We start from the raw sequence: 18,439 nt of genomic DNA on the forward strand, positions 1-18,439 counted from the left end.
GCCAGCCTTCACAGTGTTGAAGCCAGCAAACACATCTGTGTTATCTCCGTAGTTTTCTACGGGTTTTTATAGGGTGATACGTTATGTGACAAAGGGGGAGTAGAGGCATCACCCTTTAGGGGTAAATGCAGGGGTAGGATCAAAAAGGAATTCGGTTTGTAAAACAAACACTCACCCCGTCAATGAGACGGGGTGAAATTAACGACTAGTTAAGACGTTGGGGCGGTACTTCAAGATATTCCATAATGCCCGCAGCAGCGTGGCGCCCTTCCGCCATCGCCGTGACCACCAGGTCAGCACCCCGGACCGCATCACCACCAGCAAAGATTTTCGGGTTACTGGTCTGGTAGCGTAATTTATCTTCGACACTGGCAAGGATTCTCCCCCAGCTATCAAGCTTCACACTGTGCTCTTCAAGCCATGGCATGCCATGAGGGTGGAAACCAAACGCCATAATTACAGCATCGGCTGGCATGATAAATTCAGAGCCTACAATCGGTTCCGGACGACGGCGACCTTGCTCATCTGGCTCACCCATTTGGGTGCGCAGCATACGAATGCCCATCACTTGCCCGCGGTCATCCAGTTCAATATTCAGCGGCTGCACATTGAACTCAAACAACGCCCCTTCTTCCCGCGCGTTTTTGACCTCTTTTTTGGAACCGGGCATATTGGCTTCATCGCGACGATAGGCACAAGTGACTTGCTGTGCACCATGGCGTAGTGAAGTTCGAACGCAATCCATTGCCGTATCACCGCCGCCGAGCACCACCACCTGCTTTCCTGCCATGTTGATATACGGCTCGTCAGGTAACTCCGGTAATCCCATTACCTGTTTAGTATTCGCAATCAGGAACGGCAACGCATCGTATACACCTGGCGCATCTTCGTTCGGCAGCCCTGCTTTCATTGAACGATAAGTCCCAACACCAACAAACACCGCGTCAAAATCATCCAGCACATGTTGTAGAGAAATGTCGCGACCAATCTCAGTATTGAGTTTGAATTCAATCCCCATCGAACTGAAGATTTCACGGCGGCGACTTAACAGCGATTTATCCAGCTTGAATGCGGGAATACCAAACGTCAGGAGTCCACCTATTTCGGGATGGCGGTCAAATACAGTAGCTTTAATCCCATTACGCGCCAGAATATCCGCGCAGGCGAGGCCGGCAGGCCCAGCACCAATCACGGCGACGCGGCGGCTAGTTGGTTTGACATAAGAAAGATCCGGCGTCCAACCGCTGGCAAAGGCTTTATCGGAAATATAACGCTCTATATTGCCGATGGTGACCGCACCATATTCATCTTTGAGGGTACAGGCACTCTCACATAAACGGTCTTGTGGGCACACACGGCCAGTCACTTCTGGCAGGCAGTTTGTCTGGTGCGAAAGTTCCACAGCTTCCAGAATGCGCCCTTCTTTGACCAATTCAATCCAATGCGGGATATGGTTATGTAGCGGGCAAGTCCACTCGCAAATACTATGCTCGCCACATTTCATGCAACGATCAGCCTGGCTTTTAGCCTGATTTTTATCAAAGGTGAGATAGATTTCATCAAAGCCTGTTTTGCGCAAAACCAGGTCAATTTTATCAGGATCCTGCCGCGCAGGAGTGGCACGCATTTTTTCCACTTTACTTGAATCAGCATTCACAGACAGCTGCTGTGCTGTTTGCTGGGCCGTGGTATGCCACGGCAGAGATTCCTGAGACGCCGAGCGTAAACGCCGGTTTTTTGCCAGGGCGGCAAGCGTCTCGCTATTAATTAATTTCAGCGCCTTACTGGGGCAATTTTCCACACAAGCTGGGCCATTTTTACGGTCATGGCATAAATCGCATTTATGGGCGTTTGCTTTAACGGAGCGCCCATCATTAATCGGAGTGGTGAGAACCTGCATCGCGCCAAACGGACACGCTACCACGCAGGATTTACAGCCAATACACTTGTGTTGATTAACTTGAACACTGTCATTTACACGTGAAATAGCTTCGTTGGGGCAACTGCTTGCACACGGAGCATCTTCGCAATGACGACAAGTTACCGCATTGCGCCTTCCCTGATGTTTAATAACAGAGATCCGTGGCTGAAATTGTCGGGTGGTCAGAACATGCTTTTCATCATTGTGAGCCATTACGCAGGCGACTTCACATGCATGACAACCGATACAAAGCTGTGCGTTGGCAAGAACAAAACGATTCATTTTTACCCCTTTGCCCGTTATCACAAACAGGAGGCTATTTTTTATGGGGGTATGTTATGACCTGGCAAAGTCTTCGCTGGCAATGGTCATTTGCCCAGTTTGCTGCGAAATCTGCTAATAACCTGGTAAGGATCAATTTATTTTCGTGTTTAATGAAACATCGTTTTGCACCAACTTGTTATGCAACGGTTATGCTTCTGATGTGTGCTGGTTAATTCTGTAAGTTTGTTTTGGAAGATATGCCGAAATATAGCCAACAAGAATTTCTGACATCTTACGTTTCTGATACGTTTCGCTCTCAACTATTTCGATGGGTTATTATAAGTGATAGTAAAACGCTCGCTCTCCACAAGCCTTGCCCGAGCTTTCTTTTACATTATTCTGCTATCGCTGCTTTCCACAGGCATCGCGATGTTAACCCTTGCCAGCAGTTTGCGTGATGCCGAGGCGATTAACGTCGCAGGTTCGTTACGAATGCAGAGCTATCGCCTGGGATATGATTTGCAAGGCGACCGCCTCAATCTGGAGAAACATCTCGAGCAGTACAGCCAGTCGCTGCGCTCTCCAGCCTTGCTTAAAATTGAAAAATTCTGGGTTCCCGCGGAAGTACGTAACCGTTTTGCGGTGATTAACCATGCCTGGTCTGATATGGAAAACCATATTCGCCAGGGCGATTTGCAATGGTACAAGACCAACATTACCGGCTATGTGGCACAAATTGATCTGTTTGTCCTGGCCCTTCAACACTATGCCGAACGCAAAATGATGCAGGTGGTGATAGCTTCAGTGTTGGGTTTTATTGCCATTTTCACACTGGTTTTTTTCACCTTACGCCGCTTTCGCCACCAGGTTGTAGCGCCTCTGAACAAACTAATGGAAGCAAGTCGCACTATTGAACGCGGTGAGTTTGATTACCCGCCACTAAACTCACAGCTACCAAATGAACTGGGCTTGTTGTCACATACCTTCACGCGCATGTCAGGCGAGTTACACAAACTTTATCGTTCACTTGAAGAGAGTGTGCAGGAAAAAACGCTGGACCTGCAGGAGGCCAATCAGACGTTGGAAGTGCTATATGCCTGCTCACAAGCACTGACCGTCAGCACCATAGACAAGCACTGTTTTGAACGAGTGTTGCAGCAGGTGCGTCAGAAAACACCGGTCAATTATCTAGAGATGAAAACGGGTGAAAACTGGAAAATAGAGGAAGGCGTTCAACACGATGAGGAAGCATGGCAAACATTGCCGATTGTGCTTGAGAATAAAGAATTAGGTTTGCTCCGTTGGCAGGCTCCGGAAGGTGTTCCTCCAGAACCATTAATGCAAAGTCTGGCAAATATGTTGGGCCGTGGTCTCTACTTCAACCAGGCGCAAAAACACTATCAACAATTGTTGCTGATGGAAGAGCGCGCGACGATTGCCCGCGAATTACACGACTCGCTGGCACAAGTGCTCTCTTATTTACGTATCCAACTCACGTTACTCAAACGTGCAGTACCGGCAGAAAACCAGGCTGCGCAGCGCATTATTGGCGATTTTTCCCAAGCTCTTAACGATGCGTATCGCCAGTTACGTGAGCTATTGACGACCTTCCGCCTGACACTTCAGCAGGCAGATTTACCCTCTGCATTGCAGGAAATGATTGCCCCGCTGCGCAACCAGACTAAAGCCGTTATTATCATGGAATGCGACATCCCCACTCAGGCGCTGGATGCCTCGCAACAGGTGCATTTGTTGCAGATTATTCGTGAGGGTGTGCTGAATGCTATTAAACATGCGCAAGCACAAAAAATATCCGTAAGCTGTAAAACATCCTCTAAAGGGATTCATACTGTGAGTATTCTTGATGATGGCACTGGAATTGCCAGCCTGACAGAGCCTGAAGGGCATTACGGATTAAATATCATGCACGAACGCGCAGCTCGCTTAGGTGGCGAGTTGGCTATTTCCCGCCCGGCAGAGGGCGGAACATTGATTACGATGACTTTTCGTTCGCCGCCATCAAACCAGGCAACGAACGAAACGCCGCTGAACCTATAACGATAATAATGTGAACAATATTGGGAGTTGTGATGAGTGAGAAAAATGTCTGCCAGGTATTAATCGTCGATGATCATCCGTTAATGCGTCGTGGCATCCGTCAGTTGCTGGAAATGGATGACAGTTTTAGTGTTGTAGGTGAAGCAAGCAGCGGCGCAGAAGCCATTAGCCTTGCGAATCGCTTGACCCCTGATCTGATTTTGCTCGATCTGAATATGAAAGGGTTGAGCGGATTGGATACATTAAATGCCCTGCGCCGTGATGGCGTTAGTGCCCGTATCATCGTGCTGACAGTTTCTGATTCACGCAGCGATATTTTCACCCTGATAGATGCCGGAGCCGACGGTTATTTGCTTAAAGATAGCGACCCCGATGTACTGCTGGAGGATATCCACCGGGGTGCAACCGAAGGAGAAGCTTACAGTGAACAAGTCGCTGAATATTTACGAACCCGCAGTACAGATAAACGTAGTGATGATCCTTTCGCGGTGCTAACCGAACGTGAACTGGATGTGTTGCAAGAAGTCGCTAAGGGATTGTCAAACAAGCAAATTGCCTCTGACCTACATATCTCTGAAGAGACTGTGAAAGTGCATATCCGCAATTTACTGCGTAAACTCCAGGTGCGTTCACGAGTCGCTGCAACCGTGCTGTTCCTTGAGAGCCGGGGCTTTTAAGCCCTGTTTCAACAAGTAAAACCGCTACATAGCGCGAAAATAATTTACAATATCTCCTTATTTCCTCCACGTTTGGACTTGCGGTTAAGGCTACAGTGACGACTGATATCAATAATCACAATGTGAAGTACTGACGAGGTCCTGACTGAATGGCGAATTTCTTTATTAATCGCCCCATTTTTGCCTGGGTGCTAGCCATTATTTTGTGCCTTACCGGTGCGCTGGCTATTTTTTCACTTCCCGTAGAGCAATACCCCGACCTCGCACCGCCAAATGTGCGTATCACGGCAAACTACCCAGGTGCATCAGCGCAAACGCTGGAAAATACGGTCACTCAGGTTATCGAGCAGAATATGACCGGGCTGGACAACATGATGTATATGTCGTCCCAAAGTAGCAGCGCAGGCCAGGCGACGATCACGCTGAGCTTTAAAGCCGGAACCGATCCTGATGAAGCAGTGCAGCAGGTACAAAACCAGTTGCAGTCAGCATTACGTAAACTGCCACAAGCAGTACAAACCCAGGGCGTAACGGTCAGAAAAACAGGTGACACCAATATCTTGATGGTGGCGTTTGTTTCGACCGATGGCAGCATGGATAAGCAAGATATCGCGGACTACGTTGCCAGTAATATTCAGGACCCGATCAGCCGAATTAACGGCGTTGGTGATGTCGATGCTTATGGTTCGCAATATTCGATGCGCATTTGGCTCGATCCTACCAAACTCACCAGTTTCCAGATGACCACCCAAGATGTGGTGGATGCAATCAAATCGCAGAATGCGCAAATTGCGGTAGGCCAGTTGGGTGGAACACCGTCCGTGGATATGCAGGCGCTGAACGCCACCGTTAACTCGCAGTCATTGCTGCAAACGCCACAACAGTTCAAAGATATTACGCTGCGTGTAAATCAGGATGGTTCTTTGGTTTCACTGGGCGATGTTGCAGATGTTGAACTGGGTGCCGAAAAATACGACTTCCTGAGCCGTTATAACGGACAACCTGCATCGGGGCTGGGGATCAAGCTCGCGTCAGGCGCGAACGAGATGGAAACCGATAAACTCACGCGCGCAAAAATTGACGAGCTATCACAATTCTTCCCTCACGGTCTGGAAGCGAAGATTGCTTACGAAACCACGCCTTTTGTGAAAGCCTCGATTACTGATGTTGTGAAAACCCTGTTGGAAGCCATACTGCTGGTATTCCTCGTCATGTACCTGTTCTTACAGAATTTCAGAGCGACGCTAATTCCGACTATCGCCGTGCCGGTTGTGCTTTTAGGCACTTTCTCGGTGCTCTATGCCTTTGGCTACAGTATTAATACCCTGACGATGTTTGCCATGGTTCTGGCTATCGGTTTGTTGGTAGATGACGCCATTGTGGTCGTCGAAAACGTCGAACGCATAATGAGTGAGGAAGGGTTATCACCTAAAGAGGCAACCCGTAAATCTATGGGCCAGATTCAAGGCGCATTGGTCGGGATTGCGATGGTGCTGTCTGCGGTGTTTGTGCCAATGGCATTCTTTGGCGGCACAACCGGGGCCATTTACCGCCAGTTCTCAATAACCATCGTCTCCGCGATGGTGTTGTCGGTCCTGGTAGCGATGATTCTGACTCCCGCTTTGTGTGCCACGATACTGAAACCACTGCATAAAGGTGAACATCATGGCCAGAAAGGTTTCTTTGGCTGGTTTAACCGTATGTTTAATCGCAATGCGGAGCGCTACGAATCAGGAGTGGGGAAAATTCTGGAGCACAGCCTGCGCTGGATTCTGATTTATGTGCTGCTGATTGGCGGCATGGTGTTCCTGTTCCTACGCCTGCCAACCTCTTTCTTGCCGCTGGAAGATCAGGGCGTATTTACCACATCGATACAATTACCAAGTGGTTCGACACAGCAACAAACAACCAAAGTCGTGGAAAAACTCGAACAGTATTATCTGACTAAAGAGAAAGATAACGTCTTGTCGGTATTCTCAACCATTGGCTCCGGGCCTGGCGGTAACGGGCAAAACGTGGCTCGTATGTTTGTGCGACTGAAAGACTGGGATGTACGTGATCCTAATACAGCCAGTTCATTTGCCATTATCGAACGGGCAACTAAAGCCTTTCGTGACATTAAAGAAGCACGTGTAATTGCCAGCAGCCCATCAGCCATCAGCGGCTTAGGTAATGCCGCAGGTTTTGATATGGAATTGCAGGACCACGCAGGTGCCGGGCACGATGCGCTAATGCAGGCTCGCGATCAGTTACTGGATATGGCGAGCAACGACAAACTGCTGACCCGCGTGCGGCACAACGGTTTAGACGATAGCCCGCAAATGCAGATAGATATCGACCAACGCAAAGCGCAAGCACTGGGTGTGTCAATTGACGATATCAATAACACGTTGCAAACAGCCTGGGGCTCGAGCTACGTGAACGATTTTATGGATCGCGGGCGCGTGAAAAAGGTCTATGTCCAGGCGGGTGCTAAATATCGCATGCTGCCAGAAGATATTAACCAGTGGTACGTTCGCAACAAAGACGGTGGAATGGTGCCCTTCTCTGCATTTGCCAGCACACACTGGGAAACAGGATCACCTCGACTTGAACGTTATAATGGCTATTCAGCCTTGGAAATCGTTGGTGAAGCCGCGCCTGGCATAAGTACCGGGACCGCTATGCAGGTGATGGAAACCCTGGTGCAAAAACTGCCAACAGGGTTTGGCCTGGAATGGACGGGCATGTCTTATCAGGAACGGCTGTCAGGGGCACAGGCTCCCGCGCTATACGCCATATCGCTATTAGTGGTGTTCTTATGCCTTGCAGCGCTTTATGAAAGCTGGTCAGTGCCATTCTCGGTCATGCTAGTTGTCCCATTGGGTGTGATCGGTGCGCTATTAGCAACATGGATGCGCGGCCTGGAAAATGACGTGTACTTCCAGGTGGGGTTGTTAACGGTTATCGGACTGGCGGCCAAGAACGCCATTCTTATTGTTGAATTCGCCAACGATATGAATGCCCAGGGCCGCGAACTGGTTGCCGCAACGCTTGACGCCTGCCGCCAACGTTTACGCCCGATACTGATGACATCTCTGGCGTTTATCTTCGGCGTGTTGCCAATGGCAACCAGCAGTGGTGCGGGTTCCGGTAGCCAGCATGCGGTTGGTACCGGGGTCATGGGCGGGATGATTTCAGCGACCGTGTTGGCGATATTCTTCGTACCATTATTCTTTGTGCTGGTGCGCAGAAGATTCCCACTCAAGGAACATTCAGATAGCTAACTAACAAAAAAGCGACCTTAACAGGTCGCTTTTTGTATGGCTAAAAGGATATTGAGAATAAGAACATCATGTTCCCATTGTTTTTTTACCCGGTTAGATCATTTACGAAGCATATCTTCAATGAAATCTTTCCAGTTCCCTAGTTCGTGCTCAATCATAACCGCCTCTCTTATAATTGCTTTAATTATACGTAATCCCTTCCATGGAGTGAAGCGCCATTACTTTTGCTGCTTCACTGGCTATCTATCATCAAATATTGAGAGTCGACTGCGTATGGACTTAATTATTAGCTCAGTAGGTATTTAATAATGTGATGAAACACTTGAAATAAAATGTTTCAGTTACTCAGAAGCCCTGAAAGCCACGAAAATCGGACTTTTCGTAGCAATCCAAGACGCTGAATTCTCCAGATGCCAAACGGCGATAAATTAATCAAATCAGAAAAAAGAAACTTTATTACCTAACTTTCAGATTAGCAATTGAGTTATATTTTTCCTTGCAACTTTTTTATCATTTTATTTATTCTAAATTCCTGCATAAATAATCACTGCCAAAAATAAGGATTTAACCCGTGATAATTCTCTACGGTATTAAAAACTGCGACACCATCAAGAAAGCACGCCGCTGGTTGGATACTCAAGATGTGGAATATCAATTCCATGACTATCGTGTAGATGGGTTAGATGCCGAATTATTGAATACTTTTATTACCGAATTAGGTTGGGAAGCACTGCTGAATACGCGAGGAACGACCTGGCGCAAACTCGACGAAACACATCGCGCAAGTATTACTGACGCCCAGACTGCAGCAGCGCTAATGCTCGAAATGCCAGCAATCATCAAACGCCCATTGCTCTACGCGCCCGGTCAGCCTATGCTGCTGGGTTTCAATGAATCGAACTATAAGAAGTTTATCAACGAGGTATAGAGCTATGTCTTGCCCGGTTATTGAGCTGACGCAACAGCTTATCCGCCGCCCTTCTCTTAGCCCTGACGACGCTGGCTGCCAGGCGCTGATGATTGAGCGACTACGTGCCATTGGTTTTACTATCGAGCACATGGATTTTGGCGACACGCAAAACTTCTGGGCATGGAGAGGAAAAGGCGAAACGCTGGCGTTTGCTGGCCATACCGACGTCGTGCCTTCTGGTGATGCTGACCGCTGGATTAACCCTCCGTTTGAACCGACTATCCGTGATGGCATGCTATTTGGTCGTGGTGCTGCAGATATGAAAGGCTCACTTGCCGCGATGGTGGTTGCTGCAGAACGTTTTGTGGCACAGAACCCGCGCCACAAAGGCCGCCTTGCATTTCTCATCACGTCTGATGAAGAAGCCAGCGCCAAAAATGGCACTGTGAAAGTAGTCGAAACATTAATGGCGCGCCATGAAAGGCTCGATTACTGCCTGGTTGGTGAACCTTCAAGCACTGAAGTGGTTGGGGATGTGGTGAAAAACGGCCGCCGTGGCTCGTTGACGTGTAACCTGACCGTTCACGGTGTGCAGGGACACGTTGCTTACCCGCATCTGGCTGATAACCCTGTTCATCGTGCAGCGCCTATGCTCAATGAGCTGGTCAATATTGAGTGGGATAAAGGTAACGAATTCTTCCCTGCCACCAGCATGCAGATTGCCAACGTTCAAGCCGGCACCGGCAGTAATAACGTGATTCCAGGCGATCTCTATGTGCAGTTCAACTTCCGCTTCAGCACCGAACTGACTGATGAAGACATCAAGCAACGCGTTATTGCCCTGCTCGATAAATATGAATTGCGTTATACCCTCGACTGGTGGCTCTCGGGCCAGCCGTTCCTCACTTCACGCGGAAAGCTGGTCGATGCGGTAGTGAATGCAGTTGAGCACTATAATGAAATTAGACCGCAACTGTTGACCACCGGCGGCACATCCGATGGGCGCTTTATCGCACGCATGGGGGCACAGGTGGTGGAACTGGGGCCAGTGAACGCGACTATTCATAAAATTAATGAGTGTGTTAACGCCGCTGACCTGCAAATGTTGGCTCGTATGTATCAACGCATTATGGAGCAGCTTGTCGCCTGACAGGCCGAACAAATTAAGTGAGGTATTGGCATGGAATGGCTATCGCACTATTGGTGGATTATCGTATTGGTACTGCTTCTCGGCATTTTCCTTAATGTGATTAAGGATCTGAAGCGTATTGATCCGAAAAAATATATGGCGAATAAACCTGAGCTTCCTCCACATCGTGACTTTAACGATAAGTGGGATGACGAAGACGATTTCCCAAAGAAAAAGCCTTAATCTGGCAAAAAGCCACTCATGCGAGTGGCTTTTTTATTCAAATAAACTCAACGATATCATCATCATTTGGCTTGCCGCCGCTGAGCGCTTCATCGAAATAGTGCTTTGGCACAGTATAACGCAGATGATCAAGCGCAATCTGAATGCTGCGGTCATCAATCGCATGCCCCAAATCGTCAATCACATCCAGCGTCACATCACCGCCCAGTTGCATTAACTGTTCGTGGGCATCAAAGGCATGCTTCACATCAATCACCTTATCAACATCACCATGAATCAAATGAATGGTGGTCGATGTTGACGCACTTAGCGGAAGTTGCGCATAACGGCCATTAAAAGCCACCACGCGCGAAGCCAGTTCTGACTGTGCTTTCACGCCCTCAAGCGCCATAATTGCACCTTGCGAGAAACCAATCAGTGCTGTGGCATTGGCAGGCACACCGCTGTATTTTTGCCAGTCATGCACCACATCTATAAATGTTGGCATGATGGCATCAACCCGCGCCTGGCGGTTTTCCTCCGTGACGCCCATAACGGAAAACCATTCACGGCCTTGATATGGGCCGCTGGGTGCCGGGCCACCAATGCTGACCACCAGAGCTTCCGGGAAATGTGGCGCAAACCAGCTACCAATTTCCCCCATTGCTACCGGGTTATCGCCAACACCATGAAATAACAAAATCAGTTGCTTAGCCTGATTGGCTGGGCTTTGAACTACATAATGGTCGTGTTTCATGGTGTTCTCCTTTAGTTTCTGGAGATGACTATACGCCGGGATTCCATGATGACCATACCGTTTGACTGAACGAGTTAGTGGAAAAATTGCAATTGCAAAAGCGTATTTTTCAGCTCAATGCACTGTTGCTCATCGAGTTTTTCCAGCGCCTTTCGCACTTCCTGCCGCATCACAATTAACAACGCTTTACGTCCGGAAATGCGTAATTGCTGGCAAAGGGCTTCCACACTGAGACGTTGTTGTACCCGGCCACGTAGCGCCTTAAGGGGTAATTCGCTGGAGAGCAACAAACGATTCAGAGAGCCCAGACACGCCTCCATAGGGCGATGCCCAAAGGCGAATCCAGCCAACTCAAGCCAGTCATCACTGTTTAGCGCAGCCTCTTCATAAGGAATAACAGGTAAGGATTGGTCAATCCACGGTTGCAGCCACCTGATATCGCGCTGTAGCCGCTGCTGTTCGTGGTCAGTCAAGGATTCCCCTCGCTCAGTTAGCGGCAATAACGCCATCGCCGTATAGCAGCCACTGCTGGCCTCCCGGTGACTACCTACACGCACCAACCTGAAGCCACAGCTTTCCCAAAAACGCCACAGCTCGTTGGTAAAACCAAAACTCACCGAAAGATAATCAGCAGCAAAATGTACGTGAGATTTCACTTTGGCAATCATCTGCTGGCCGATTTGCTGACGCTGGCGCAGTGGATGCACAGCAATACGACTGACACGTAAACCTTTAAGCGTTGCGGCTAATGGACTGCCGCCATGTGCCGCCAGCGACTGCGCCACTAAATTGCCACGTGGACGCCGAAACCCACCCCACACCGCCCAACTAAGATCCTCATTTAGCTCCCCCTCCTCCACAAGCCAGGTCGCCCCAATAGTTTCCCCATGACTGGTTGCAGCAATAAAGTGCTGCCCCGGAGCATCCAGCATCCGACGCCAGTCCAGTGGTGAAGTACGATAATGTGCGCCAGACAGTAAGCGGTACATCTGTTGTCGTTGCGGCGATGGTTGCAAGGCGCTTGCGCGTTCAATGACCTGCAAAGAAATCGTACCTTGCGGTGCTGTCGTTATATCGATTTCATCAAAGAGCAAAACAGCGTCGATTAGCTTTTCCAGCGGATCATTTGCAGCCCAACGGATAGGAGTTGAAAGGGTGTAGCGCGTCAGTGCGTCGAGACTGGCGCAGAACTTGAGTACAAACCCGCGCCCTGTCCCTTCGTAACCCTGAACTGTGGTTATCAGTAAAACCCGTGCGAAATGGGATATTAATCTACGTAACTGAGGCGCCGGGAGCGCGGCGGCCTCGTCAATAATTAGCCAGTCAGCCTGAAATGCGTCGGCGTTGGCAAGCAGCGCGTCAGGTGCAACAAAATTGAAACGATCGCCTGCATGCTCAGCGAGTACATCCGTCGCCGCTTTTCCGGGAGCAGTTACCAGCCCTTTGCCTGCAATCCTTTGCAATAACATCCCTGCCAGCGCAGATTTTCCGCGTCCTCTCGGTGCGGTAACCACCGCAACGCCCGCAGGCATATTCAAAAGCTCATCCATAATAGCGGCCTGCTCTGCAAAAGGTGCACCATTGGCTGCATGCCATTGTGGACGCGGCGAGAAATCAGGAATTTGCAGCGGCTGATGCTGCCGCCAGAGCACGCATTCGCTATCCATGCGGATACAGTGCTGTAGATGAGCGATAAAATGAGGGGTTGGAATCGCTTCCGGCTGCTCACTCCAGCGGCTTGAGTCGCAATCCGGCTGCATCGGCCAATAGTTCCAGTCAGGAGCCAGCAGAACCAACCAACTGCCCGCTTTAAGCGTTCCTGCCAGGGCAGCCAGCGCTTCAGCGTCGAGCCCCTCTCTTGCATCAAAAACCGCATGCAGAAATTCACGCCCCAATAGAGTGCGCATTGCCGACGTTGCACAATGAAGCGGCAGTTCCGGTGCAGCCCCAACCCATAGCCAGTCACCGGGTAATTGCCGGTTAAGCGACTGTACTTGCTGACTACTCCAGGTTTTCTCACCCGCCATGATGATCATACGGCGAATACCAGCATCAGCCATACTGGCAGTTGCTTGCCTTAGCAGTTCCATGGCTTGCATCCTTGTCACATCTCGTTATTTGACGGTATTACCAAAGGTATTGCACTGCGCCGGGTCACCGCTATCGAAACCGCGTTTGAACCAGGTATAGCGCTGTTCTGAAGTACCATGGGTGAAGCTATCGGGAACAACACGTCCCTGGCCCTGTTGCTGCAGTTTATCATCGCCAATCGCTTCAGCTGCGTTCAACGCTTCCTGTAAATCTCCGGCATCCAATACTTCTTGTTTTTGCATGCTGTTGCCCCAAACACCCGCGAAGCAATCAGCCTGCAATTCCATTTTGACAGAAAGACGATTTCCCTCCGCCTCGCTTGCGCCCTGCTGAAGCTGGCGGACTTTCGGTTCAATCCCCAGCAATTTCTGCACGTGGTGGCCAACTTCATGGGCAATGACATACCCTTGCGCAAAATCGCCATCAGCGCCCAGCTTGCTTTTCATTTCATCGTAGAAAGAGAGATCGATATACACCGTGCTGTCAGCCGGGCAGTAAAACGGCCCCATGACTGATTGACCCGTGCCGCAACCAGTGCGGGTCGCACCACGATACATCACCAGTTTTGGTTGCTGATAAGTACGGCCCATTTTCTGGAAAATCTCTCCCCAGGTGTCTTCCGTTGTAGCCAGAATAACCGAGGTAAATTTAGCCGCGTCATCATCATTTGGGCTGATGGAACGCTGTGTAGATTGCTGTTGTGGAACAGGCTGACCACCCAGCATTGAGGTGAGATCGACACCATAATAGCTCGCCACAACGACCACTATTAATAAGATGATACCGCCTTTACCGCCGGGTAAGCGGAATCCACCTCCGCCGCCCCCGAAACTTGGGCCAGAAGAGTTGCTTCGTCTATCTTCAACATTGTCGCTTTCGCGACGACCTTGCCAGCGCATAGTCGACCTCATTATTCACAACTTGTAATAAGTAGATCGTAGGTGGTTAATTCCAGGATTACCATAGGAAACAAGATGTGAAAAAGCCGGATGTAAAAACACATCCGGCTTTAAAAAAATTCCGCAGACTTTTTACCCTAAATAGTTCGAGTTGCAGCAAAGCGGCAGCGCAGTGAATCCCCAGGAACTTGTTTGATTAAGTGACTGGGGTGAGCGAGGAAAGACAACGCCACTGCGGCTCAAAGTATGACGGGTAAACTTAGTCTAATTGAACGCCAAGACGACGTGCGACCTCTTCATAAGCTTCAATCAGGCCACCCAGGCTCTGGCGGAAACGGTCTTTGTCCATCTTGTCGAGGGTTTCTTTGTCCCACAGGCGGCTACCGTCTGGGGAGAACTCATCACCCAGTACAACCTCGCCGTTGAACAAACCGAATTCCAGCTTGAAATCGACCAGGATCAGACCCGCATCATCAAACAGTTTGCTCAGAACATCGTTAGCTTTGTAGCTCAACTCACGCATACGAGCCAAATTCTCTTTGTTCACCCAACCAAAGGTTTCACAGTAAGATTCGTTGACCATCGGGTCATGCATCGCATCGTTTTTCAGGAACAGGTCAAACAACGGAGGATTTAGTTCAATGCCTTCTTCAATACCCAGGCGTTTAACCAATGAGCCCGCCGCACGGTTACGAATAACACACTCCACCGGCACCATATCCAGCTTCTTCACCAGCACTTCGTTGTCGGAGAGCAGAGCTTCCATTTGCGTAGGAATGCCCGCCTCTTCCAGTTTAGTCATAATGAAATGGTTGAACTTATTGTTCACCATGCCTTTACGATCAAACTGTTCAATACGAGCACCGTCTCCTGCTGAAGTATCATTGCGGAATTCGAGCACCAACAGATCCGGATTTTCCGTGCTGTATACGGTTTTCGCTTTGCCACGATACAACTCAGCTTGCTTTTGCATCTTTCTTACTCCAGGTGTGATTTAACTAAAAATTCCGCTATCTGTGTCTACGCACACGTTTGCGTAGCCTAACAGAAAAAAGGCCAGAGAGCTCTGGCCTTTAAATGTTACTTGCTGAATGCTGCCTGGAATGCAGCTACCAGAGCATCGTTCTGAGACTGCGTCAGCGTGTGACCTTTCGGATCGATGAACTGCAGACTACTGCGGTTATCGAGGTCGCCCACTTGCAGTTTATAGTCGCCACTGGACAGACCCGGGTCTTTCGCCCCTAAATCTTGCCATGCGCTGTCAGACAATGGTTTGTAAGTTACAGCCATACTGCCAGTTGAACGCGTAGAGTCGGTGACTTTCATGCCCACTTTCTCAAGCGTTGCCGGTAAACGGTTCCATACGACGTTGAATGGGCCACGCACCACCAGCATTGGCAGGCCAGTGTCATCAGCGGCACTTTGAACATCAAGCTGCGTTGCTGCACGGCTTTCTTTGGCGTTTTGCAGATCGGTCTGGGTTTTATCCAGTGCCGCACTGATGCTGTTAAGCATTTCTGCACTATAACGTTGCATAGATGCCGCATCAGCAATTGGCTTGCCGGCCTGTTCGAGATTCAGCAGCTTAACCACCACAGCTTGTTGATAGCCTTGAGGTTTCACACTGATTTGATAGCGCCCACGGTACTGCTGATCTTCATCAGCACGGTTCCATTGGACCCAGTCAGTAGTCAGCGTTTGGCTTGCATCGTCACGTTTATCAATGCCGTAATTTTTCGCCTGAACAGCGCTTACGACCTGTGGCCACAGCGTTGCACTACGCGCACTTTCAACCATCAGAGTTGCGGTGTCCCCAGTAAACTGAGTACGTGCGCCACTGACCAATGCCAGAGGTTGAGCTGGCGGACGGATATCCAGCTGTTTGCCTACTGCGCCGCTGCCGTTGGTGACCGGAATATTGTATTCACCATTCTGCACCGGCAGGATCATCCCCGCCGGGGAGTGGATTTCCGCGAGGGGTGCTGCATCCAGATAGGATTCGTCACCACTAACCTGGCGCTTATAACGCTGGTCGGTGCTACATGCTGCTAACAGCATGGCTAACGAAACCACTGCAACTTTCGCCACCGTCGACTTCTGTACTGAGTAAGCCATCAAATCTCCCTAAACTTTACAGCAAACCGGCATGCTTGAGCGCGCTAACAATCACCGGACGACTAGCTTCAGTCAGCGGTGTCATTGGCAGGCGTAAGGTATCGGTTGCCACAAGTCCCAACTCCCTACATGCCCATTTGACTGGGATAGGGTTGGGTTCAACAAATAATTTATTGTGCAGCGGCATCAAACGTTCGTTGATAACGCGCGCTTGCGCATATTGCCCATTGGCGGCCAGTTTACACACTTCTGCCATTTCACGCGCGGCTACGTTTGCCGTCACAGAAATCACACCGTGGCCGCCCAATTGCATAAAGTCCAGCGCACTCGCGTCATCGCCGCTAACCAGGATAAAGTCATCTTCAACCAGCTCTTTGATCTGGTTTACTCGTGTTAAGTTCCCGGTAGCTTCTTTGATACCAATAATATTTTTAATCTTCGCCAAACGACCCACTGTTTCAGGCAGCATGTCGCAACCAGTACGAGATGGCACATTGTACAGCATCTGCGGCAGATCGGTGCTTCCAGCGATGGCTTTGAAGTGCTGATATAGCCCTTCCTGGGTTGGGCGGTTGTAATATGGCGTTACCGTCAGGCAGCCAACAATACCGCTGTTTTCGAAACGCTTTGTCAGCGAGATAGCTTCAGAGGTGGCATTAGCGCCAGTCCCTGCGATAACAGGAATACGGCCATCAGCCAGTTCCAGCGTCATCAGTACCACATCACCGTGCTCGTCATGGCTCAACGTAGCAGACTCTCCAGTAGTACCTACCGAGACAATCGCCGAGGTCCCGCTGGCGACATGGTAATCAATCAGTTTTTTCAGGCTTGACCGGCAGACATTACCTTTCTCATCCATCGGCGTCACAAGCGCGACAATACTTCCAGTGAACATTGGCCATCCTCTGTGCTAACAAGTGTCTCAATGGTACGTTTGGTGCAGGATCAAAAGCAAGTCACCAGGTGACGCTACACGGTTGTACGCAACTTTTTTTTATGCTTTCCTTATGATATCTCACCGATTCACAGGAAGAATACGTTTGACTCCCTCACCACACCATTATTTGGTCATTACGGCCCTTGGGGCGGATAGACCTGGTATTGTTAATACCATCACCCGCCATGTGAGCAGTTGCGGCTGTAATATTGAAGACAGTCGCCTCGCTATGCTCGGTGAAGAGTTCACGTTTATTATGCTGCTATCTGGCAGTTGGAATGCCATAACCTTGATTGAATCTACGCTACCGCTGAAAGGTGCCGAGTTAGATTTATTAATCGTTATGAAACGTACCACCGCGCAAGAGCGCCCGGCAATGCCAGCAACAGTCTGGGTGCAGGTTGAAGTGACCGATTCGCCTCATTTAATCGAACGCTTCACCCATCTGTTTGATGTTCATCACATGAATATTGCGGAATTGAGTTCACGCACCCAGCCGGCTCAGGATGGCAATCCACCTCAGCTGTATATACAGATAACAGCCCATAGTCCTGCTGGCAAAAATGCGTGCGTTATCGAAGATGAATTCAAGGCCCTCTGTACAGAACTAAAAGCACAAGGCAGTATTAACGTTGTGAATTATCCACAGCAAGATGATTAAGACGGAGAGTTGTAATGAGCCCACTGAAAGCCGGTGACAGTGCACCGAAATTTAGCTTGCCTGATCAAGACGGCGAGCAGATAAATTTAACCGACTTCCAGGGACAGCGCGTTCTGGTTTATTTTTATCCTAAAGCGATGACGCCAGGCTGCACCGTGCAAGCATGTGGTTTGCGCGACAACATGGATGCGTTGAAAAAAAGTGGTGTGGAAGTACTGGGTATCAGCACCGACAAGCCAGAGAAGCTTTCACGTTTTGCTGAAAAAGAGCTACTAAACTTCACCCTGCTTTCTGATGAAGACCATCAGGTCTGCGAGCAATTTGGGGTTTGGGGCGAGAAGTCATTTATGGGTAAAACCTACGATGGCATCCATCGCATCAGTTTCCTGCTCGATGGTGAAGGGAAAGTTGAAAAAGTGTTTGATGATTTCAAAACCAGCAACCATCACGACATTGTGGTGAACTGGCTGAAAGAAAACGCTTAATAGCTACGCTAAAAATATTAAAAAAGCCGACTGTATGTCCAATGCCG

The 18,439-nt window shown here is 49.5% G+C and carries 16 protein-coding genes; 8 read left to right on the top strand and 8 right to left on the bottom strand.

Annotation, left to right across the window (positions count from 1 at the left end; all coding sequences use genetic code 11):
• Positions 1-205: 205 nt before the first annotated feature.
• Entirely contained in the window at positions 206-2,203 is a 1,998-nt protein-coding gene (gene aegA, locus M979_RS11760; RefSeq protein ID WP_064555039.1) for a formate-dependent uric acid utilization protein AegA, read from the bottom strand.
• Positions 2,204-2,527: 324 nt separating this feature from the next.
• Between aegA and narQ the strand changes: the two genes are divergently transcribed.
• The 3 genes from narQ to acrD all read left to right on the top strand — a co-directional run bounded on the left by narQ (position 2,528) and on the right by acrD (position 8,186).
• Positions 2,528-4,243, top strand: coding sequence for a nitrate/nitrite two-component system sensor histidine kinase NarQ (narQ, locus tag M979_RS11765; RefSeq protein ID WP_034459080.1), 1,716 nt, complete (start codon positions 2,528-2,530; stop codon positions 4,241-4,243).
• Positions 4,244-4,275: 32 nt separating this feature from the next.
• Entirely contained in the window at positions 4,276-4,920 is a 645-nt protein-coding gene (narP, locus tag M979_RS11770) for a nitrate/nitrite response regulator protein NarP (protein WP_034459083.1), read from the top strand.
• A 149-nt stretch (positions 4,921-5,069) separates the two neighbouring features.
• Positions 5,070-8,186 carry a multidrug efflux RND transporter permease AcrD gene (gene acrD, locus M979_RS11775; RefSeq protein ID WP_064555040.1) on the top strand — a complete coding sequence of 1,039 codons (3,117 nt, stop codon included), beginning with the start codon at positions 5,070-5,072 and terminating at the stop codon, positions 8,184-8,186.
• A 98-nt stretch (positions 8,187-8,284) separates the two neighbouring features.
• Here the strand turns inward: acrD and ypfM are convergent, their stop codons facing one another.
• The gene (gene ypfM / locus M979_RS23325) at positions 8,285-8,344 is read right to left on the bottom strand and encodes a protein YpfM (RefSeq protein WP_087867655.1); all 60 of its coding nucleotides are present in this window, start codon (positions 8,342-8,344) and stop codon (positions 8,285-8,287) included.
• Between the two features lie 413 nt (positions 8,345-8,757).
• On the opposite strand from ypfM, the gene M979_RS11780 reads away from it, so the two are divergent.
• From M979_RS11780 to M979_RS11790, 3 genes are read left to right on the top strand one after another with little or no spacing between them, the layout of a single operon-like run.
• On the top strand, positions 8,758-9,114 hold the full coding sequence (locus M979_RS11780; RefSeq protein WP_064555041.1) for an ArsC family reductase: 357 nt from the start codon (positions 8,758-8,760) through the stop codon (positions 9,112-9,114).
• Positions 9,115-9,118: 4 nt separating this feature from the next.
• Positions 9,119-10,246 carry a succinyl-diaminopimelate desuccinylase gene (gene dapE, locus M979_RS11785; protein WP_034459089.1) on the top strand — a complete coding sequence of 376 codons (1,128 nt, stop codon included), beginning with the start codon at positions 9,119-9,121 and terminating at the stop codon, positions 10,244-10,246.
• Positions 10,247-10,276: 30 nt separating this feature from the next.
• Positions 10,277-10,468: a YpfN family protein gene (locus M979_RS11790; RefSeq protein WP_034459091.1), complete on the top strand. Its 192-nt coding sequence runs from the start codon at positions 10,277-10,279 to the stop codon at positions 10,466-10,468.
• 37 nt (positions 10,469-10,505) lie between these two features.
• Here the strand turns inward: M979_RS11790 and ypfH are convergent, their stop codons facing one another.
• The 6 genes from ypfH to dapA all read right to left on the bottom strand — a co-directional run bounded on the left by ypfH (position 10,506) and on the right by dapA (position 17,204).
• Positions 10,506-11,204 (bottom strand): esterase, encoded by a 699-nt coding sequence (ypfH, locus tag M979_RS11795; RefSeq protein ID WP_064555042.1) that lies wholly within the window; start codon positions 11,202-11,204, stop codon positions 10,506-10,508.
• A 74-nt stretch (positions 11,205-11,278) separates the two neighbouring features.
• Entirely contained in the window at positions 11,279-13,303 is a 2,025-nt protein-coding gene (locus M979_RS11800; RefSeq protein WP_064555043.1) for a tRNA(Met) cytidine acetyltransferase TmcA, read from the bottom strand.
• Positions 13,304-13,318: 15 nt separating this feature from the next.
• Positions 13,319-14,194: a KPN_02809 family neutral zinc metallopeptidase gene (ypfJ, locus tag M979_RS11805; RefSeq protein WP_034459100.1), complete on the bottom strand. Its 876-nt coding sequence runs from the start codon at positions 14,192-14,194 to the stop codon at positions 13,319-13,321.
• A 259-nt stretch (positions 14,195-14,453) separates the two neighbouring features.
• Positions 14,454-15,167, bottom strand: a complete 714-nt coding sequence (gene purC / locus M979_RS11810) for a phosphoribosylaminoimidazolesuccinocarboxamide synthase (RefSeq protein ID WP_034459103.1) — start codon at positions 15,165-15,167, stop codon at positions 14,454-14,456.
• Positions 15,168-15,274: 107 nt separating this feature from the next.
• The gene (gene bamC, locus M979_RS11815; protein ID WP_034459106.1) at positions 15,275-16,309 is read right to left on the bottom strand and encodes an outer membrane protein assembly factor BamC; all 1,035 of its coding nucleotides are present in this window, start codon (positions 16,307-16,309) and stop codon (positions 15,275-15,277) included.
• 16 nt (positions 16,310-16,325) lie between these two features.
• A complete protein-coding gene (gene dapA, locus M979_RS11820; RefSeq protein WP_034459109.1) occupies positions 16,326-17,204 on the bottom strand; it encodes a 4-hydroxy-tetrahydrodipicolinate synthase in 879 nt (292 codons plus the stop codon).
• 145 nt (positions 17,205-17,349) lie between these two features.
• On the opposite strand from dapA, the gene M979_RS11825 reads away from it, so the two are divergent.
• Together M979_RS11825 and bcp are read left to right on the top strand one after the other, a co-directional pair.
• Entirely contained in the window at positions 17,350-17,907 is a 558-nt protein-coding gene (locus M979_RS11825; RefSeq protein WP_064555044.1) for a glycine cleavage system transcriptional repressor, read from the top strand.
• A 14-nt stretch (positions 17,908-17,921) separates the two neighbouring features.
• Positions 17,922-18,392: a thioredoxin-dependent thiol peroxidase gene (gene bcp / locus M979_RS11830; protein WP_064512983.1), complete on the top strand. Its 471-nt coding sequence runs from the start codon at positions 17,922-17,924 to the stop codon at positions 18,390-18,392.
• Positions 18,393-18,439: the final 47 nt, after the last annotated feature.

This window comes from Buttiauxella noackiae ATCC 51607 (assembly GCF_001654865.1).
Lineage (GTDB): Bacteria > Pseudomonadota > Gammaproteobacteria > Enterobacterales > Enterobacteriaceae > Buttiauxella > Buttiauxella noackiae.